General features: G+C 42.2%; 24 protein-coding genes. 16 read left to right on the top strand and 8 right to left on the bottom strand.

All coding sequences use genetic code 11. The features are described from left to right. Nucleotides 1-128: 128 nt before the first annotated feature. Nucleotides 129-407: a C39 family peptidase gene (locus L634_RS31430; RefSeq protein WP_269521650.1), complete on the bottom strand. Its 279-nt coding sequence runs from the start codon at nt 405-407 to the stop codon at nt 129-131. A gap of 90 nt (nt 408-497) precedes the next feature. Beyond that, nucleotides 498-1,355, bottom strand: coding sequence for a LiaG family protein (gene liaG, locus L634_RS0119835; RefSeq protein WP_232233799.1), 858 nt, complete (start codon nt 1,353-1,355; stop codon nt 498-500). 170 nt (nt 1,356-1,525) lie between these two features. Between liaG and L634_RS0119830 the strand changes: the two genes are divergently transcribed. The 7 genes from L634_RS0119830 (at nt 1,526) to L634_RS0119800 (ending at nt 5,955) form a co-directional block, all read left to right on the top strand. Beyond that, a complete protein-coding gene (locus L634_RS0119830; RefSeq protein ID WP_026583943.1) occupies nt 1,526-2,023 on the top strand; it encodes an HIT family protein in 498 nt (165 codons plus the stop codon). After that, on the top strand, nt 2,020-2,475 hold the full coding sequence (locus L634_RS31425; RefSeq protein WP_034262942.1) for a GNAT family N-acetyltransferase: 456 nt from the start codon (nt 2,020-2,022) through the stop codon (nt 2,473-2,475). Before L634_RS0119830 ends, L634_RS31425 begins: the two co-directional genes overlap by 4 nt. Before the next feature lie 102 nt (nt 2,476-2,577). Then, entirely contained in the window at nt 2,578-3,132 is a 555-nt protein-coding gene (locus L634_RS0119820; protein ID WP_026583942.1) for a tyrosine-type recombinase/integrase, read from the top strand. A 16-nt stretch (nt 3,133-3,148) separates the two neighbouring features. Next, complete coding sequence (locus tag L634_RS0119815) at nt 3,149-4,639, top strand: potassium/proton antiporter (RefSeq protein ID WP_026583941.1); 1,491 nt, start codon at nt 3,149-3,151, stop codon at nt 4,637-4,639. A 237-nt stretch (nt 4,640-4,876) separates the two neighbouring features. After that, nucleotides 4,877-5,068, top strand: a complete 192-nt coding sequence (locus L634_RS0119810) for a helix-turn-helix transcriptional regulator (protein ID WP_026583940.1) — start codon at nt 4,877-4,879, stop codon at nt 5,066-5,068. Next, nucleotides 5,061-5,639: a peptide deformylase gene (gene def, locus L634_RS0119805; protein WP_026583939.1), complete on the top strand. Its 579-nt coding sequence runs from the start codon at nt 5,061-5,063 to the stop codon at nt 5,637-5,639. The genes L634_RS0119810 and def overlap by 8 nt, the downstream gene beginning before the upstream one ends. 103 nt (nt 5,640-5,742) lie before the next feature. Next, on the top strand, nt 5,743-5,955 hold the full coding sequence (locus tag L634_RS0119800) for a hypothetical protein (RefSeq protein WP_026583938.1): 213 nt from the start codon (nt 5,743-5,745) through the stop codon (nt 5,953-5,955). Nucleotides 5,956-5,991: 36 nt separating this feature from the next. On the opposite strand, the gene L634_RS34710 is transcribed toward L634_RS0119800, so the two are convergent. After that, on the bottom strand, nt 5,992-6,123 hold the full coding sequence (locus tag L634_RS34710) for a hypothetical protein (protein WP_269521646.1): 132 nt from the start codon (nt 6,121-6,123) through the stop codon (nt 5,992-5,994). 122 nt (nt 6,124-6,245) lie between these two features. On the opposite strand from L634_RS34710, the gene L634_RS0119790 reads away from it, so the two are divergent. The 5 genes from L634_RS0119790 (at nt 6,246) to L634_RS0119770 (ending at nt 10,526) form a co-directional block, all read left to right on the top strand. After that, nucleotides 6,246-7,073 (top strand): DUF2935 domain-containing protein, encoded by an 828-nt coding sequence (locus L634_RS0119790; RefSeq protein ID WP_026583937.1) that lies wholly within the window; start codon nt 6,246-6,248, stop codon nt 7,071-7,073. A 232-nt stretch (nt 7,074-7,305) separates the two neighbouring features. After that, complete coding sequence (locus tag L634_RS0119785) at nt 7,306-8,136, top strand: amino acid ABC transporter substrate-binding protein (protein ID WP_026583936.1); 831 nt, start codon at nt 7,306-7,308, stop codon at nt 8,134-8,136. Continuing rightward, nucleotides 8,123-8,824 (top strand): amino acid ABC transporter permease, encoded by a 702-nt coding sequence (locus L634_RS0119780; protein ID WP_026583935.1) that lies wholly within the window; start codon nt 8,123-8,125, stop codon nt 8,822-8,824. The genes L634_RS0119785 and L634_RS0119780 overlap by 14 nt, the downstream gene beginning before the upstream one ends. A gap of 24 nt (nt 8,825-8,848) precedes the next feature. After that, complete coding sequence (locus L634_RS0119775) at nt 8,849-9,583, top strand: amino acid ABC transporter ATP-binding protein (RefSeq protein ID WP_026583934.1); 735 nt, start codon at nt 8,849-8,851, stop codon at nt 9,581-9,583. Between the two features lie 307 nt (nt 9,584-9,890). Further along, complete coding sequence (locus L634_RS0119770; RefSeq protein ID WP_026583933.1) at nt 9,891-10,526, top strand: histidine kinase; 636 nt, start codon at nt 9,891-9,893, stop codon at nt 10,524-10,526. Nucleotides 10,527-10,579: 53 nt separating this feature from the next. Here L634_RS0119770 and L634_RS0119765 read toward each other — a convergent pair whose 3' ends face one another. The 3 genes from L634_RS0119765 to spoIIP all read right to left on the bottom strand — a co-directional run bounded on the left by L634_RS0119765 (nt 10,580) and on the right by spoIIP (nt 12,695). Further along, nucleotides 10,580-11,326 (bottom strand): (S)-benzoin forming benzil reductase, encoded by a 747-nt coding sequence (locus L634_RS0119765; protein WP_026583932.1) that lies wholly within the window; start codon nt 11,324-11,326, stop codon nt 10,580-10,582. A gap of 66 nt (nt 11,327-11,392) precedes the next feature. Beyond that, nucleotides 11,393-11,572 carry a hypothetical protein gene (locus L634_RS31420; protein ID WP_034262939.1) on the bottom strand — a complete coding sequence of 60 codons (180 nt, stop codon included), beginning with the start codon at nt 11,570-11,572 and terminating at the stop codon, nt 11,393-11,395. Further along, nucleotides 11,556-12,695 carry a stage II sporulation protein P gene (spoIIP, locus tag L634_RS0119760; RefSeq protein WP_026583931.1) on the bottom strand — a complete coding sequence of 380 codons (1,140 nt, stop codon included), beginning with the start codon at nt 12,693-12,695 and terminating at the stop codon, nt 11,556-11,558. Before spoIIP ends, L634_RS31420 begins: the two co-directional genes overlap by 17 nt. A gap of 142 nt (nt 12,696-12,837) precedes the next feature. Between spoIIP and L634_RS0119755 the strand changes: the two genes are divergently transcribed. The 4 genes from L634_RS0119755 to rodA all read left to right on the top strand — a co-directional run bounded on the left by L634_RS0119755 (nt 12,838) and on the right by rodA (nt 17,253). Next, the gene (locus tag L634_RS0119755; RefSeq protein WP_026583930.1) at nt 12,838-13,446 is read left to right on the top strand and encodes a LysE/ArgO family amino acid transporter; all 609 of its coding nucleotides are present in this window, start codon (nt 12,838-12,840) and stop codon (nt 13,444-13,446) included. Between the two features lie 463 nt (nt 13,447-13,909). Next, nucleotides 13,910-14,677 carry a FixH family protein gene (locus L634_RS0119745; protein WP_026583929.1) on the top strand — a complete coding sequence of 256 codons (768 nt, stop codon included), beginning with the start codon at nt 13,910-13,912 and terminating at the stop codon, nt 14,675-14,677. Nucleotides 14,678-14,887: 210 nt separating this feature from the next. Then, nucleotides 14,888-15,670 (top strand): DUF4931 domain-containing protein, encoded by a 783-nt coding sequence (locus tag L634_RS0119740; protein ID WP_026583928.1) that lies wholly within the window; start codon nt 14,888-14,890, stop codon nt 15,668-15,670. 410 nt (nt 15,671-16,080) lie between these two features. Further along, nucleotides 16,081-17,253 carry a rod shape-determining protein RodA gene (gene rodA / locus L634_RS0119735; RefSeq protein ID WP_026583927.1) on the top strand — a complete coding sequence of 391 codons (1,173 nt, stop codon included), beginning with the start codon at nt 16,081-16,083 and terminating at the stop codon, nt 17,251-17,253. A gap of 31 nt (nt 17,254-17,284) precedes the next feature. Here rodA and L634_RS0119730 read toward each other — a convergent pair whose 3' ends face one another. Both L634_RS0119730 and L634_RS0119725 read right to left on the bottom strand, forming a co-directional pair. Continuing rightward, nucleotides 17,285-18,346 (bottom strand): Ger(x)C family spore germination protein, encoded by a 1,062-nt coding sequence (locus L634_RS0119730; RefSeq protein ID WP_026583926.1) that lies wholly within the window; start codon nt 18,344-18,346, stop codon nt 17,285-17,287. Beyond that, nucleotides 18,343-19,191, bottom strand: a complete 849-nt coding sequence (locus tag L634_RS0119725) for a GerAB/ArcD/ProY family transporter (protein ID WP_442852712.1) — start codon at nt 19,189-19,191, stop codon at nt 18,343-18,345. Before L634_RS0119725 ends, L634_RS0119730 begins: the two co-directional genes overlap by 4 nt. Nucleotides 19,192-19,197 lie beyond the last annotated feature (6 nt).

Raw genomic sequence — 19,197 nt, 5'->3', positions numbered from 1 at the left:
AATTATGGCGATTTTTATAAATTCATCCACATTAGGTGGATAACTTAACAGAAATCAAGAGTTATCCACACCTGAAGAAAAATTCCGACAAAAAGTTATCCCCATGAAAAATCCTTCTGCAGCGTAAATTAATCCCCATACGTAATGGCTTGTTTTCCAATCTGCTCCCATCCGGCAATGAACTCATCCTTTGGATATTGGGTATTTTTCTCCTTAAGCGGGTCATTCGCATAGATGTGGTTCTCATCGTAGCCAGTGACTAAAACAGCGTGCATTCGGTAGGTGACTTTGACAGGGACGTCTTTAGTTTCCCGGATTTCCCATTCCGATTCAGGCAAAACGTCGAACGTGCTGGTAATGATCACCCCTGCAGGGCGGCCGTCATTAAGCTGCTCAAAATATTGGATATAAGGCTATTTCCCTATGAAGCTTTAGGTTAATCCTCTTTGGGCACATCAAAAAAAGTCCGGTTTTTTTTCCGGACTTTTTTCATCGCTTTATTTGATTTCCGCTTTTCCGCTTGACACAGAGACACTGATATCATGCTTACCTGTTCCATGCTTGCCGGAAATATCATTTTTATTTCGAGTCTCATCATCTAATTTATAATGGCTGCTGATATGTCCGCTGCTGGATTTGCCTTTCAAAGTGAAATCGGCATCATCCGGCAAATTGAGGCGGACAAAACCAGAGCTTGCTTTCACATTTACGGAGTCAGAAAGTTTCCTGATCATAATATCAAGCTGCCCGGAAGAGACTTCAGCATCAAGCTTGCCTTGGTAGTTCCGGATTTTCACTCTGCCGGAACTCATATCAATCTCTCCGCTGCCAGCAGTTAAATGATCCGCGTCCATCATGCCTGACGAACCCTTATGCTCAAACTCATCTGCTTTAATATTTGCTAAGCTGATTTTTCCGGAGCTCATATCAACATTCAATTTTTCAAGCCCGAATGGATGGCTTTCAGATTTACCGGAAAAATTCAAACGGCCGGAACCAACCTTAATCGACATTGATTTGCTGTAATCTTCCGGAACATAAATCTTCAAATTGCTTTTGTTATTAAAAAATTGGAAACCATCCAGCCATTTGCGTTTGTATTCCACCTGAACTTCATTCCCGGATTTATTTACCGTAACATTGCCTTTGCCGTCCAGCTCTGCTCTGACATCATTGCGCTTTTCCGGAATAATGACTGTATCTGAACTGGAGACATCAATGCTGATTAAGTCTATTCGATTATTGATCGAAGCTTCTGTACTTCCTCCTCCAAATGTCATCCAGCTATTGACGCCAGTAAATAAAATATACGAACCGACCAAGATTATAAAAATGGCAAAAATCCTTTTCAACATAATCCCTGCTTTCTTTAGATTTCTTACCTTTAGTTTATGAAAATGCAGCGCTGAGCACATTGAGCCGCAGATTTAATTTCAGCTAAGACTTGAGGCTTATAGACTTCAATAAAAGGATTTTCTTTTTATCGTCTATATTTTATCATAATAGGAAAAAACAGGAGATTAACATGAAAACAATTACACTTGCAAACGGAAAAATGATTGAAGTGGAATGTCTGAGCTGTGCAGTAACCAGCGGGCTGGTCGAGCCTGATGGAGGGACGATCCTTGAAACAGAGCATTTTCATGCCCATCAGGATGTTGCCTATCCTGTAAAGGGACTGGTCATTCTCGCTTCCAAACGGCATATTGCCTGCCTGGATGAATTAACCGAAGCAGAAAGGCTTGAATATATCAGTCTATTAACGAAAATCCGCAAAGCTCAGAGAGGAGTATTGGGGATTGAGCATGTTTACTATTTTTATAATGAAGACACAACCCACCATTTCCATACATGGTTGGTGCCGAGGTATAAATGGATGTATGATTTTGGCCGTTCGGTGGAGTCGGTTCGGCCTGTCCTTCTGCATGCAAGAAATCACATGAACCATGATGAAAACCTGGCGGAAGTAAGAAAGGCCATTGCAGATTTAACCGACGAATTAAACAGGGGAACACCCTTATGAGTAAAAAAGGTTTAAAGACTGTTAAAATCTCAAAAGAATATGAAGCGGCCGCAAAAGAAATAATCCTTAAAGGGTTCCTGGAACGCTTCGGCTTTATCGACCACTCGTTAAACCCTGATTTAAATAGAATTACTGAAACATACAGCCGTGATGGAAGCCTTTTTCTGGTCGGCCTGGTTGGGGAAGAACTGGTCTCTACAGGAGCACTTTCAAAAGAGGGCGGTGGTGCATGCAGGCTCCAGCGTATGTCTGTGAAAAAGGATTTCCGCCATAACGGCCTTGCCAAAATGATGGTGGAAAAGCTGGAGAACCATGCGAGAGCAGAGGGGTATACAAAAATCATCCTTGAAACGAATGCAGCCTGGGAAAGCGCAGTTGGCCTCTATAAAAGCTGCGGCTATAGAGAATACCTGCAGGCAGAAGGAATGATTCATCTCTATAAGCTGATTTAATGGATTTGCTAAAGGCAGGTCCGTTTTTACGGTATGCATATGAAGTGAAATGTTACATATTATATAGTATAATAAACTTATGTTACATTACAGGGTGATAATATGAAGTCTGTTGAAGCGATAAAAGATATTCATAAGCTGGAAGTGATGAAAAAATATTTAATTAAAAAATCTTCCCGTGACTATTGTTTGTTTATTTTAGGCATCAACACCGGTGTCCGCATCCATGACCTCTTGAACCTCCATGTCAGGGATGTATTCAGAGATGGCAAAGCCCTCCCCTTTCTTCATTCTGCTCATTACACGAATCCGCCTGTCTATTTAAACCCGAAGGTCCGTCAATCCATCAAAAAATGGTTGGAAGAAGGATCACTCACAACTGATGATTTCTTATTTAAATCCAGAAAGGCCGATGCGCCAATTACCCGGCAGCAGGCGTACCGCATTTTAAATGAAGCAGCAAAAGAAGCGGAGATCGAAGGCCCTGTTGGCACTCATACTCTGCGAAAAACATTTGCCCTGCATGCTTATCGAAAGGGGATCGCCATTTCTTTGATCCAAAAAAGGCTGCAGCAATCCTCTCCTGCAGAAACCCTGGCTTACCTTGGCATTTCTGACCGCCATTCCATTCCGATTGTTCTTGATGTAAATCTCTAGAAAGAAGGTGATGAAATTGGCTGAGTTTATTTGGCAAACAGATGCACTTATTTTGCTTGCAGCAACCCTTTTTATCATTGGTGTTCTGACAACGAAATTTTCCGCCCGCCTTGGTGTGCCGGCCCTTGTTCTCTTTATTGCAGTTGGAATGGCGCTGGGCCACTTTATCTATTTTGACAATGCAGGACTTGCTCAAATGATCGGTGTGCTTGCTTTTATCATTATTTTGTTTGAGGGCGGACTGCAGACCAATTGGAAAACAGTAAGGACTGTTATCGGACCTTCCTTATCATTGGCAACATTTGGTGTTCTCGTTACAGCAGGTCTTGTAGCAGTGGCTGCCAAGTTCATTCTCGGGGTGGACTGGCTGGTTGCCCTTCTATTTGGTGCAATAGTAGGCTCGACAGATGCCGCTGCCGTTTTCGCGGTATTAAAAGGGCAAAATATCAAGCCGAGAATCGGTGCAACGCTTGAAGCCGAGTCAGGATCCAATGATCCGATGGCTGTGTTCCTGACTGTTGCGATGATTAATCTTATTATGATTCCAGAGTCCAGCATGTTTAGCCTTATAGGTTCTTTTTTTATCCAGATGGGTGTTGGGGCTCTTCTCGGATTGGTATTCGGAAAGCTGGCTGTCTATGCTCTTAATCGGATCAATCTGGATTCCAGCGGCCTTTATCCCGTATTTGCCACTGGCTTTGCTATGCTGACCTATGGAATTACAGCCTTTTTTGGTGGAAGCGGCCTTCTTGCTGTGTATATTGCCGGAATTATTATTGGTAATGCGGATATTGCTTACCGCCATTCCGTATTCCGCTTTACAGAAGGCTTCGCATGGATGATGCAGATCTCGATGTTCGTTATTTTGGGGCTGCTCGTTTTTCCGGAAGAGCTGTTCCATGTGGACATACTTTTGAAAGGCCTTGCCATTTCTGCTTTACTGATTTTTGTCGCCAGGCCGGCAGCCGTTTTTCTGTCAACGATAAAAATGGGCTATACCCATAAAGAATTAATATTTCTATCATGGGCCGGGCTAAAAGGAGCAGTGCCGATCGTGCTGGCCACTTTCCCGCTGCTGTCCGGTGTGGAAGGAAGCCATGAAATTTTCAATGTTGTCTTTTTCGTCGTCCTGACTAGCGCCCTTGTCCAGGGGGCCACGATCACTGTATTAGCCGAAAAGCTTGGTTTAACAGGCCCAGAAAAGGCAACGCCTATGCATTCTCTGGAACTTGTTTCCCTCGGAAAAGCGGATGCCGAAATGATTGAATATGAAATAGAAGAAGACGCCGTTATTATTGGGCAAAAGCTGGTGGAAATCCCCTTTCCTGAAGGCGCACTTGTCAATGCCATCATCCGCAAAGAGGAGCTTATTACCCCTACAGGGAATACGACAATTGAGCAGGGAGATTTTCTTTATATCCTTACAAAAAGAAAATATAAAAAAGAGCTTAAGCAGCTGCTGAAAAAGAAAAAGCTGGCGGAAGAACTGGCAGAAGCAGAGGCTTAGCCATTTCACGCAGAGCTGTCTGTATGAAATTGAACTCAGGGGATGTTCCCAATGCAGGTTAAGAAACTGAACCAATGTGGCAATTGTCCACATTGGTTTTTTGCTGTAAAGCGGTTTTGCGGATCTTGAGATTTTCGCGGATAAACATCTTCTGTATAGAAAAATGTCCAAATGATTGGACATCCCGCCGGCCAAAATGATACGATTAAGTCCTATTCAGCCCAAGAAGGTGATGGCATGAAGAATAAAATAAAAGAAATGCGGAAAAAGCTGGGGATTACACAGGAAATGCTTGCAAAAGAATGCAAAGTCGTCAGGCAAACGATCAATTGCATTGAAAATGATAAGTATGATCCAACCTTGGAGCTGGCTTTTAAAATTTCCCAAACATTAAATGTAAAGGTAGATGAGTTATTTATTTATGAGTAAGTTTGATGCAAAGTCACTAATCACCATGAAAGATATTGTGCGGGAAGGCGATCCGGTTTTGCGCGAAGTGACAAAAGAAGTGCCGGTTCCGCTGACTGAAGAGGACCGTGGAACGCTGATTGCCATGATGCAGTATCTCAAAAACAGCCAGGACCCTGCGATTGCGAAAAAATACGGCTTGCGTCCAGGCGTTGGCTTATCTGCCAATCAAATCGGCCTTAACAAGCGCATGTTTGCTGCTTATTTTGCCAATGAAAAAGGTGAGCCGCAGGAACATTATATGATCAATCCAAAAATCATCAGCCACTCGGTGGGCGTCATTTTTCTGCCGGAAGGGGAAGGATGCCTGTCCGTGGACCGTGACGTGAAAGGCTATGTACCGCGTTATGAGCGCATTAAGATAAAAGCCTATAATCTTGATGGCGAGGAAGTAACACTCCGATTTAAGGGGGTTTCCTCCATCATTATGCAGCATGAAATCGACCACTTGAACGGAATTATGTTTTATGATCGAATCGATAAAAATGACCCGTTCAAGGTGCCGGAAAACTCAGTTATGGATAATTTTTAGCATAGAGCCCAGTGTTCTATGCTTTTTTGTTTTACAGGAGTACAGACGGGTAAATATTTAATACCCATTTTTCACACACTATAGCGAAAAGGAGGATTTGGAAATGGATGATAAAGCTGCTGAAACAAATGTAAAGCTCAATGAAAAGCTGGAGGATCAGAATGTCCACTCCCGCATGAGCAGTAAGACTGAAACAGAGGACGCTAATCTCAAGCTCCAGGAAGCGATGAATAACAGGGAACAGCATCAAAATATGTCTCCAACCTATCTCTACAATAATACACCGGCTATAAAAATAACAGGCGATGACGAATAGGAGAAAACCGGCTTTGAAAGGAAAGCCGGTTTTTCTTTAATCTAAATCGGTTTTATCGTTTTGATCTTTATTTCTCTTATTGCCTTTGCTGTTGTCTCCACTGATTGGCGATTGGTTTCCTCTAGGGGAATTTTGATTTTTGCTGCCTTTGTTGAATTTTTTTGTCATGAACGATTCTCCTTTCTTAAAAATGCTCCCTTATTTTCTCTAAATGACGCTTATTTTATCCCGGCTCCCCTTCATGAATCCTTTTTAAATAGCATATAAATCTAAAAGGAATTGGGGGGATTATGATGAATAAAACAGGTTTGATGCCTTGGGAGGAGCATGCCTTTTGGCTGGAGATCCTCGAGGACCATGCGATTTTTGTAAGAGACCATCTTTCACCGGCCGCAGCAAAGTTTGTAAAGAGGGCGGATGAATATAGACAGGCTTTCCGGAACTTGAGGGCAAGGCTGGATAGGATGCCCCCTTCCGCACAGCCGTCCTCACAGGAAGCCATTGCACTTGCGATCGAGATATGGCCTATTGCAAATGGTTATTTTCAATTCGAAGGGAAGCTGCAGAATCTGCGGATTAATAATTTGATCAATCTTAATCTTTCGCCCACATACTTAAACGGTACGTTAAACGAAAATCAGGAATACTTGCGGCTGCTGAGCTATTATTCAAAAGGGCTGACACCGCCGCCTCTGTCTCTTTTTGATTTGTTCGATTTATGGCTTGAGGACCAGCTTGGGCATATTATTCTTCTTCGGAACTCGATTGATCCGATTGAGGTTTTTGTAGAGGAACAAGCCGAAATATATTCAAGGATTTTCCAGGGTTTTATGGTGCAGAACCGCCATATGAAGGGATATCTCAGGTTTACACAGCCGGGATTTCCGCGCCAGCAGCAGCTGGCACGTGATGTCGGAATGGCTGTTATTGAAATGAATGAATACATTAAGGGGATTGTCCAAAAATACGCCGGTAAAACCATCCTTAATAAATCAACGCTAAGATTTCTGGAGCACCATTTTCCGGAAGCCTGCTATTTAATAAAGAAGCTTAGTTATTATGCACCTGAGCTGGCAGAAGAAGCTTCCAAATGCCCGCTGAAAAAACCATCCTATTAAATACTGGAATCTCCCTGACCTTCTTTTATAAGAAGGTTTTTTATTTGAAAATAATCTCCGTCGATGGGAAAGGGCGCCTCCGCTTTTCTTGGGTCTGCTGCAAAAAAAGATGAGTAGTAAAGTAAGTACTTTAGGAAAGAATAAAATATGAACATTTTATTTTGACAGAAGTATGACCCTATAATATGATTGTAAATACCTATTAAACCAATCAGAATTAGGAGGTAACTAGATGAAAAAGAGTTTTATGTTTTTTGCAATGTTATTTAGTATTCTTTTATTAATTTCAGGATGCGGAACAAATAAAGCCAATCCAGAAAACCAGAATCAAAACGCCTCGGGGGAAAAGGCCGATAGCCAGGATTTATTGGCAAAGGTTCAGGATGAAGGGAAATTGTTAATAGGAACAGAAGGGACTTATCCGCCATTTACCTTCCATGACGATAAAGGAGACCTTACCGGTTTTGATGTGGAAATTGCGAAAGAGGTAGCCAAAAGACTTGGTGTTGAACCAGTATTTATGGAAACTCAATGGGATGCAATGTTTGCGGGCTTGGATTCAAAGCGCTTTGATATGATTGCAAACCAAGTAGGCATTCGTCCTGATCGTCAGGAAAAGTATGATTTTTCGGATCCATACATTTCTTCCGCGGCTGTACTGGTCACACATGAATCCAATAACACAGTTTCAAGCTTTGAAGATATTGAAGGTTTGAAAGCTGCACAGTCGATGACAAGCAATTATGCGGATCTTGCAAAGTCCTATGGGGCGGAAATTGTTGGGGTGGAAGGGTTTAATCAAGCCATTGAGCTGATTAATTCCAAGCGCGCCGATGTTACACTTAATGATAATTTATCATTTTTGGATTTCAAGAAACAGAAACCTGATGCTCCGGTTAAAATAGTGGCAGAATCAGAAGATGCTTCTCAAAGCGGCTTGATGTTTCGAAAGGGAAGCGATACATTAGTGGAAGAAGTCAATAAAGCATTAAATGATATGATTGAAGATGGCACGTATTTGAAAATTTCGGAAAAATGGTTTGGTGAAGATGTACTTAACTAGTATTTTTGCAAGCCCGGAAAGGGTCTCCAGGCTTATAGAGATTGGCAGGAATTCCTTCCAGCCGCTGCTTGAAGGTGCCGTTATTTATACGATTCCATTAACGCTGATTTCATTTATTTGCGGTTTGGCACTGGCGATTTTGACTGCTCTTGCCCGAATTTCAGGAAAGGGGGCATTGCAGACAATCGCCAGAATTTATGTTTCAGCCATAAGGGGAACCCCGCTGCTTGTTCAGCTCTTTATTATTTTTTACGGGCTGCCGACAATCGGCATTATCATTGACCCTTTCCCCTCCGCAATCATAGGATTTTCGTTAAATGTAGGGGCATATGCTTCTGAAATTATACGTGCAGCCATATTATCGATTCCGAAGGGACAATGGGAGGCCGGATACTCCATTGGCATGTCTTACCCGCAAACTCTTAAGAGGATTATCCTTCCTCAGGCATCAAGGGTATCCATACCGCCTCTTTCCAATACATTTATCAGCCTTGTAAAGGACACATCCTTGGCTTCAATGATTCTTGTCACGGAAATGTTCCGAAGAGCACAGGAAATAGCAGCGACTAATTATGAGTTTCTGCTTCTGTATATGCAGGCAGCTCTCATTTATTGGGTAATTTGCTTTTTGCTCTCCATCGCACAAGGAAGAATTGAAAAGCGTCTTGATCGGTATGTCTCTTCATGAAAAGGCTAAACAAGGAGCAACTCAATGATTAAGATTAAGGATTTGCATAAGCAATTCGATCAGTTAAAAGTTTTAAAAGGGATTAATTTAGAAGTAGACAGAGGAAATGTAGTAGTGGTAATTGGTCCATCAGGATCCGGGAAAACAACCTTGCTGCGATGCTTAAATGTGCTGGAAGAGCCGACATCGGGGCTGATAGCCATAGAGGATCAGATTCTCGATTTCTCACAGCAGGTTCCCAAAAGAAAGATTCCTTCTTTCCGGCGTTTAACAGGTATGGTTTTTCAGAACTATAATCTCTTTCCCCATATGACAGCACTTGAAAATGTAATGGAAGGTCCTGTAACCGTCAAAGGAGAGTCGAAGGAGTCTGCCAGAAAAAAGGCCGAGATGCTATTAGGGAAAGTTGGCTTAGGGGATAAAATCAATTTTTATCCTTTTCAGCTTTCGGGCGGCCAGCAGCAGCGGGTGGGAATTGCCCGCGCTCTTGCTATGGAACCAAAGGTAATGCTTTTTGATGAGCCCACCTCTGCACTCGATCCTGAACTTGTGGGGGAAGTCCTTAAGGTTATGAAGGATCTGGCCAATGAAGGAATGACAATGGTCGTTGTAACCCATGAAATGCGATTTGCCAGGGAAGCGGCAGATGAAGTCATATTCATGGATGGCGGCACAATCATTGAACGCGGCAAGCCTGAACAGATATTCTCTTATCCAAAAGAGGCCCGCACGAAGCAATTTTTGAATCTAATTCAATAATAAAAAAAACTCCGCTCATAGTCAGCGGAGTTTTTTCACATATTTTGCAAAAAAAATGCTCCCAATCAGGAAGCGAAAAAAAGGGGGATTTACACTTGTAGGATTAGTATGGCCGCGGTTTCTTTTCTTTAATCATCTTTACATAAAAAAATTCAAAAAAATCTGCTGTTCTCAATAGAATAAGGGGAGCAATACTGTATATGGCTGCAGGCTTTAAAGCATCACAGCCCAAGAGCTCAAAGGATAAGGTTTATTCTGTCCGCTGAGTGCTATACTGAATATATGATAAGGAGAGAGAGGTGTGGAAATGAGGGAAAATATTTTAATATGTGTCAGCAACCCCAGCCATGCAGAAAGACTTGCCCAAAGAGGCAAAATACTGAAGGACGCTTTCAAGGGGGAAGGGTATATTCTATCAGTAGAAAATCAGAAACATGAGGATCTTGACTTTAACGAGCTGCAAACGAAATTTTTATTCGAAAGTCTGGCAGAGAAATATGGGCTGAAGATGCTTTCCAAGTATTCAGATGGGAAGAGAATTGACAAGGTGATCGCGGATGTGGCGCAGGAATATAAAATTACTCAGATTGTTCTGGGGCAGGCGGTCCAGACCAGACTGGAACGGATGGTTAAGCATTCGCTGATTAATGATTTATTCGAGCAGCTTGAAGGTGTGGATATCCATGCTGTTGAGGTATCGAGAAAGGTATATGATGCTTCTGAAGAATGGGATAAAGGTTTTCCTGCCCAGCTTATCAAGAAAGGCTCGGAATATCATCTAATAATTGGCGAAAAGCATGAGAAGGGGATTGACGGTATTTTCTTCAAAGAATTATCATCCGACTTTTCAAACGGATTTTTTGTGATCCAGCGGGATAAAAATCATGAAGTTGTCCGTATTCACCATGGAGTTGTGGACAGTGATGTTTTTCGAAAGGGATAAGCTTAAGAAGCCGGCTGGGTGAAGGATAGCCGGCTTCTCTATGTGCAGCTCTCTTAGATTAAATCATTTACATAATAAACTTTTCCGTTCTCAATCTCTTTTTCAAGCAGCAGATTGATCAATGCATTTGCTACGGTATCTGTATCCCTCAGCATGCCTTTTTCCTTGTAAGTCCGAAATTTTTCCAGGTCGTGGAAATCTTCTTTCGCAGATGAGCGGATGGTTCCCTGCATATCTGTGTCCATAACGCCAGGACTGTAAGCAATGATTTTATGGCTGCTGCCTGCAGTTTGCAGCTCGAGCGCAGCTGTTTCCGTGAACATATTAATGCCGGCTTTTGTACTGCAGTAAGCACTCCATCCCTGAATTGGCCTTTCAGCTGCGCCGGAAGTAATATTGACAATTGTCATATCGCTTAAATCTTCATTCAGCAGGATATTGGATATCATGAAAGGTGCAATCAGGTTAACGTGAACATTTTGGATTAATGCCTTATGGTCCAGGCGGCCGGCTGTTCCAATTGGGTCAATGACACCTGCATTGTTAAAAGCAAAAAGAGCTTCCGGCTGCTTTTCCCGCAATAATGCTGTTATTTCCTTAAAGGCAGATTCAATTTCCTCCGGCGAGGCCAGGTTGCAGAAGTAGTGTCCATAGAAAACTTGATTTTCTGCCGCAAGCTCTGTCAGTTCCTGATTATCTGTTCTTGAAACAGAAATGATGCCTGTTCCTTCTTTGATCATTCGTTTGGCTATTGAAGCACCCAGCCCTTTTGAGGCTCCTGTAATAATGGCCAGTTTCATTTTATTCACTCCTGTTTTCTGTCTTCATATGTTCATTAAAACAGAAAAGATCATATTTTTCCTCTCTCAGCTATTTCGGCTGTAACGTTTCATCTCATCTTCAACTAGGTTGATCACCGAAAGAATAACTCCCGAAAACAGGCAGGCTACCGTAATGGTGCTGAAGCCAAATAGAAGGTACATGATGAGCGTGCTGATAAATGTAAATAAGAGGCAATAGTGGCTTGCTTTAATTTGCATCCGCATTGACCGGCTCAGCCTCCCAGTAATACTCGCTGAACACTTCTGCAAATGCTTTAACTGAATTGTCCAGCTCCTCCAGATTATTTTCTACACCGCCAATTTCAACAAGGAGTGCCCTTTCTGATAGATCCTGGTTGTATATGCCGTTGCCTTCGCTTTTTCCTTTTACAAATACGCCCCTGCTGATTCCCTTATATTTGGCTTCAAGAGCTTTATGAAGATCAGAGGCTGCTTTTAGATTCTGTTCATAATTTTTATGTTCTTTTCCAACGACAAAAAAGAGGCGGGCATATCGCTTTTCTCCAATTAACGCGGTTGTTTCCTCCCGCGGAAGCGAATCTCTGTGAATATCAATCAAGAACTTTACGTCCTTGTTCTCTGCCATTGCGGCTTGAACGGTTTCTCTCGAAAGAGAATAAGAATCTTCCCAGTTCCAGCCTTTTTTCTTGAGCTCTGCGGCAGTATTGGTCTTATCATGTACAGCACCAATGCCCTTTCGTGCAAGTTCTTCACTCAATTTTTTTCCGACTGCTATTACATTTACCTGCTCATTTGGGCTTACCGCTTCATTTGTATCCCTGGCATCCTTTAAAAGCGGGGCGAACGACTCCCAGCTATGAGAATGATAGATGAAGACACTTTTTTTATCAGGAATGGCTGGCGGAGCAGCGCTGTCTTCATTATTCTCACCATCCAAAGCAAGCTCTTTTTCTTTTAAAAGGACTTCAAGAGGGGGGGCGGACTCTACTGGCAGATTCGTAAAATCTGTTCCATCTCCAGCAACAGCAATGCCAGTATCAAAAATGGATAAACCAGGAAGCTCACGGCCCAGAAACGTTCTGATATCCTGGGGCTGCGTGTTGGTTGCAAGCTTAAAGAGCGTCCCGGTAAGGGAATAGCTTTCAGCAGCGGGAGCTTCACTTAAAAAATAATGGTTCTCCGCCTTCAGAAAATGGATGAATAGCTGCTCTGCTTTAATATCCTTTAGGAGCAGGTTCACATGGGATGATGTAAAAGTTGACTGATAAAGCGTGACAATCCCAGCCAGCACGATCACAGCACAAATACTGAACAGCCAGCTGTTTATGTAAAAGAAAATAGATTGAAATGTTAATTTTGAATTCATTCGGATCCCTCCATCTCTTTAAATATATGACGGATAAGCTAATTTAGAAGATGAAGAAAAGCTTTATGACCAAGGAAGGAAATATCGAGTTAGAAGACGAAATAAAAAAGGTCATTGTAAAAGAAACGGAAAGGAATCTAGTATGTTTACTGCAATTATCCATGGTATTATTTTGGCATTTGGGCTGATTTTGCCGCTTGGTGTCCAGAATGTCTTCATTTTTAATCAGGGTGCACAGCAAAAGCCATTTATAAAAGCACTGCCTGCCGTTATTACAGCTTCTGTCTGCGATACGCTCCTGATCTTGCTGGCAGTGCTCGGAGTGTCGGTCGTTGTTCTGGCAAATGCTGTTTTCAAAACAATTCTTCTTGGTGCCGGGATTTTATTTTTGGTATATATGGGGATGGTTATTTTTAAAAGCAAGCCTGCCAGCAGCGAAGAACCGGCTGCTGTATATACCCCCCGAAAGCAAATCCTGTTTGCTGCATCTGTTTCTTTATTAAATCCCCATGCCATTTTGGATACCATTGGGGTTATTGGAACCAGCTCACTCAGCTACAGCGGTCTAGAAAGATGGGCTTTTACGGCAGCCTGCATTTTCGTTTCCTGGCTTTGGTTCACCTGCCTGGCATGGGCTGGAAGAGCAGCAGGCAAGCTGGAATCAGCGGGCCTCCTCATTGCCATCAATAAAATATCTGCTTTGATCATCTGGGGAACCGCTCTCTTTTTATTCATTGATAACTTCCTATAAAGGGAGAATAGAAGATGGAGCAGGGAAGGCGAAATCATGGGCTTGAAAGCCTTCTTGGGTTTCATGTAAGTAACAGGATCGTGTATAATGCGGTTGAAAATCAATGTTTGTTTTAATAAAGGCTCTTTTCTCATAAATTGCTGTTTTTACTTATAAATTTTGCCCGTTGATTTCAGCACGGGGCACTCAAGCTGTCAGCGGGGAGGAATGAAAGCCTCCTCGGCTTCGCCTGTGGGGTCTCCCACGCCCTCTCTTCTGAGCAGGAGTCAAGTGCCCTCCGGTCCAATCAACTCAGTTGGTTAACCTAAGCAAGCCCTGAAAAGCAACAAGCTTTACGAAAACAGCCTTAATAAAAGACTAAAAAGGGTCTTTTATTTTTTGAATAAATTTCATCGTTTTATCACAAGTTGCTTTTATATTTGCTATATCAAATGTAAATATGGAAAGAGAGAGGGAATAGAAATTGAAAAAGCTATTATTTATGATGATGCCTTGCTTCCTTATTCTTGGAGGATGCGGCCAATCCGATCAGGAAGAGACTCAAGAAAGTGCAGAGGAAATCCCTCAGGTAATTGAAGCAGACCTGCAGGTTCCTGAAACACTGGATGCAGGTGACGAAGCTTCCCTTGCTGTCATTGTGAAACAAGGCAATGAAGCTGTGACGGATGCAGATGAAGTGACATTTGAGATCTGGAAGGAAGGCAAAAGCGAAAATAGTGAAATGGTTGAGGCGAAGCATGATTCAGAGGGAAAATACACAGCTGATCATACATTCCCCGAAGAAGGCATCTACTATGTTCAGTCCCATGTTACGGCAAAAAGGCAGCATACAATGCCAAAGGCTTCTGTGCAAGTTGGCAGCGTAAAAACCGAGGATGCTGGACACGAGCATGGACATGAGAACGAAGGACAGGAAGAAGGCCACTCCCACAGCCATGGCGAAGCTGTATCAATAGAGCTTCTTGCACCGGATCATATCCATGCAAAAGAAGAAACGAATTTATCTGTCATCCTGGATAAGAAAGGCGATCCGCTGGCAGAGGCCAAAGTAAAGCTTGAAATTTCGCTTAATGGCGCAACACCACAATGGCTGAACCTCTCCGAAACAGAACCAGGTAAATATTCGGCAGCCCACGAATTTTCCGAAGCCGGCACATACAGCATCACCACCCATGTGGAAAAAGGCAATGACCTGCACGAGCACACCGAAACGGAATTAACCGTTGAATAAAGTGAACCAATCGGGCCTTTACGGGCAGTTTGACTCCCGCTTCTCCTCTTTCAATTCTTCCGAGTCTTGAAGTGGGGGGCTACAAGCCCGTTAGACTGCGATAAAAGTACCAGGTACCGATACCAGCCCGCCAAACTGGTATCGGTACCTGGTATTCATTTTCATGATAAAATAGGAAGGAGAGATTATAGAAAAGCAGGTGTAAGAGTGATGTCAGATACGCATTTGCATTTTAATACCGGGATTGGAGTACAGAAGCCTAATAGTATCCGGAATAAGGATATTAGCTGCCCTTTTTGCGCGAGGGAGGAGCTGACGGATATTATTGAGGTGGAGGATTCGATCATTTTATTGAAGAATAAGTATCCTGTGCTTGAAAATGCTTATCAAACGGTTCTGATCGAAACGGATGAATGTGACAGCGAGCTGTCGGTGTATTCCGAGGAGCATTTGATCAGGCTAATTTCATTTGGTTTGAAGCACTGGATTAAGATGGAAGAAAGCGGAGAGTATGAATCTGTTCTATTTTTTAAGAACCATGGCCCCTTATCAGGAGGAAGCATTGCCCATCCGCATATGCAGATTGTTGGGCTGAAGAATATCGACTATAAGGAAAAAATCCATGCCGGGGATTTTGAAGGGCTTCTTATTCATGAGGAAAGCGATACGGTTTTCACATTATCCACTTCACCGAGAATTGGCTTCTATGAATTCAACGTTAAGCTAGCCGGTCTGGAGGACATTCCGTACTTCGCCAAATGCATCCAGACAGCTGCCCATTATATTTTGCATGCCTTTCCTTTTCCAAGCAACAGCTACAATCTGTTCTTTTATAAACTGGGGATGGATATTTACGCAAAAATTGTCCCGCGTTATGTAACCACACCTATTTTTATTGGCTATAGCATTCCGCAAGTGCCTAATAATCTGGAATGGATGAGAGATGATATTAAAGTGCGTTATTTCAGCGGAGATTATAAAAATAGGCCATAATGCACCTGAAGACGACTTCTATAGGTACTGGGAGTGATTCGCTGAATGACGTATTGGTCCAATATAATCATTTTCAGTTTTGATATTAACTTGAAATAATAACCATTCGCTTTTAGAAGTTGTGATTTTTCTCTATAAAAAATATAATGAAATATTGTAGCGAGGAAAAATAGAGGTGTGATAATGTGCTGTTCTTTGCCTCTATCCCTTAAGCTGCATCCTGCACCGTTATGCCTCCATATAATGGAAAGGCAAATGGTTTTGTTTTTTTACCGCCTAGCTCCAGCGCCTACCCCCTCGAGGTCACAAGCCATGCCTCCCAGAAAGGCAAAGAACGCCTTCCCGTGAGGCTCGTCTTGTGCTTGTCGGGGGTGAACAAGGCGCTTGCGCTTTTCAAAAGGAGAATGATCATGACCTCAAATCGATATACACCTCCTAAGCTCGATTGGGGCTTAGTATTAATATTAATGCTTTTGTTCTTAGTGAGTGCGATTTCGATTTACAGCGCTCAGACAACGGGACAATATACGGAAAATTTCCTGCTTAAGCAGGTTGTCTGGTATATTGTTGGAACAGCAATTATTGCGGCAGTTATTACGCTGGACTCTGACCAGTTAAAGAAGATTTCCTGGTATGTATATGGCCTTGGCATCTTGCTGCTGGGATTTTTGATTATTGCACCAAGCAGCATTGCTCCTGTCATCAACGGGGCAAAGGCGTGGTATAAGGTGCCTGGAATGGGTTCTTTGCAGCCTGCTGAACTTGTCAAAGTGTTTATTATTCTTGTCCTGGCAAAAACAATTGATGAGCACCATCAAAATAACACTATTAAAACCCTGCAAACCGATTTATGGCTGCTGATTAAACTGGTTGGTTTAACCATGGTTCCGCTTCTGCTTGTCATGCAGCAGCCCGATTTAGGTACAAGCCTTGTTTTTCTGGCAATTATGCTTGGAATGATTTTTATATCCGGAATCAGCTGGAAACTGCTGGCTCCTATATTTGGCTCAGGAGCAGCGCTTGCCGGCACGATCCTATATTTTGTTCTCTGGCATCCTGATATTCTTGAGAAGTATTTAGGGGTTAAGGAATATCAATTTGCACGCATATATTCCTGGATTGACCCCTACAATTATCAGAGTTCAACAGGATTCCAGCTCACCCGTTCTCTTCTTGCCATTGGATCAGGAGAAACAAGCGGGAAAGGCTATGGAACAAGGGAAGTATACTTGCCCGAAAGCCACACCGACTTTATCTTTAGTATCGTAGGAGAAGAATTCGGGTTTGTGGGAGCAAGCATTGTAGTCAGCCTTTTCTTCCTGCTGATTTATCATATTACCAAGATCGGCATGGAAACAAAAAATAACTTCTATACCTATATATGTGTAGGCGTAATCAGCATGGTCACCTTTCATGTCTTCCAAAATATCGGCATGACAATCGGCCTTTTGCCGATCACAGGCATTCCGCTTCCATTCATCAGCTATGGAGGGAGCTCGCTAATGGGGAATATGCTGGCGATGGGACTCATTTTCTCCATACGGTACCATTATAAAAAATATATGTTCTCGACCAGTGATTAAGCAAAAAGAGCGGGCAGCGGCCCGCTCTTCTTTATTCAATAACACCTGTTTCTTGTATCACTACATCGCACTTAACTTCAAAGCTTAGATTTTTGTAGTCATCTTTCCATTTTTTAAAATCAAAATTTCTGTTTTTTGTCTTCATTCGATGGCCCAGTCCGACAGGATCTATTCCAAGTTCCTGAAATTTTTTCAGCAGTTTTAAGCACTCAGATTCTATCTGGGTTTGCAGATTTTTCTCAATCCTCTTCAAGGCTTCTGGTGTTAATGCCTTTCCAGTATATTCCTGAACAATTCCTCGGATCTTTATATGAAAGGTAACCTTTTTACCTTTAAAATCGATTATATGCTTAGATTTTATACTTTTTACCGCAGCGAGTTCATTTTCTGATAATTTTACATCAAAGTTTCCTTCACTGTACTTATCTACTAATAATTTAAAAAAGAACATTTGTTCAACAGGAAGAATTTCTACTTCTTTATCATCCTGGAAGAGGCTGATTCCTGCTATTTCTACCTTCTCATTGCTAATCTGTCTGATCCGGGGAAGGAAAGGATCCCTCCCTTTTTGATAAAAATCCCTCGAAGCCAGGTGAAGATTGGTGGTGGGGATGTCTCTTTGTTGAATATTATGCTGAATAAGGTTATATATATAAGTAGAGTTTCCTCTTGTCCCATAATTGCCTTTCAGAATATCTTCGCTTTTTCCTTCAGAGGTCACAACAAACAATCTGGCTCCAATGCTCGCATCTCGCTGGAATGAGTCGATAAGGTCGTACACTCCTTTTTTTGCCATTTCAGGTCCAAAAATAGCCAGTTTTAGACCACCCGTAACAACAGGTTCTGAAGATTGTTTCGCAACATCCAAAATAAGGTCCTGGCGTAAAGCGCCATCACCGCTGAAGGTGCGATTGATCAGGCTCTGATCCGGCTGAAATTCCTGAAACAGGATAGTTCCTCTATATTTTTCTTTGCCTGAACCTTCAAGCAGATCATATCCAACGGCTACTTCAATATTGATATCATCAATTATCTCCTTGTCCACACATCCGGTAAGCAGCAAGACGAGACAGATTAAGATAAGCTTTTTCATTTCTTTTTCACCTTCTTTTTCACCCTCTTGGCAATCATGATGGCGGCAAAGAGCAAGGGGATATAAATGAATGTAAAAGCAAACCCCATTTTCCCAATATTGTCATTAAGCGTATTAATCTTTTCGCGTGTATCAAGAAAGTTAATTACCAATAATAAAGCACTGACAACAAAAAACACTCCTACTTTTTGTCTAATATTAAAGATCCTCTTGATAAGTCTGGAAGCAATCCAAATGGAAATGCACACATTCGGAAGGATAATTAAGTTCCAGTTTGCAATCCCAATATATTCGAAACGTTCCACAAAAGGCATTTCAACAATTTTCCACATGGTCAAAGTGGCCCAGATCTGTTTGGCAAGCTGCTCTTCCGAAAAATAGGCAAACGTAATGACTGCTAAAATAGTGTATATCAAGGTAGTGGTTAATACAGCAAGGTGGGCCCACTTTTTGGATTTCTTTGGTTCTTTTATAAAAGGATAAAAGAACAGAATAATCTCAAACCCGATGAAGGTAAGTGACATATGGTAGGAACCCATGAGCAATTCCTTAACNGAATGATCCCAGATAGGGAGCAGATTATAGAAATTGGAGAATTTAATGGCCCAGCCAAATGTCAGAAGCAGATATGCCGGCAATACAAGGCCGAAAAAGGCTGTACCGACTACCGTTCTGAATCCTCCAAAAATGATATAAGTACAAAGAATCATGAATCCAAAGGAGAACCAGAACGTGCTAAGCTCCGGAAACATCCACACTTGAATGACCTCGATAAATGTTCGTACTACAGCTACGGCGTACAAAATAAAGTAGCCTATGAAAATGGAGCTGATTGCCTTGCCAATAAAATT

The sequence above is a fragment of the Bacillus sp. J33 genome, assembly GCF_000518885.1.
Lineage (GTDB): Bacteria > Bacillota > Bacilli > Bacillales > Cytobacillaceae > Cytobacillus.
Note: the sequence above shows the minus strand (reverse complement) of the source record. Positions and strands in the feature narration are given on the sequence as shown.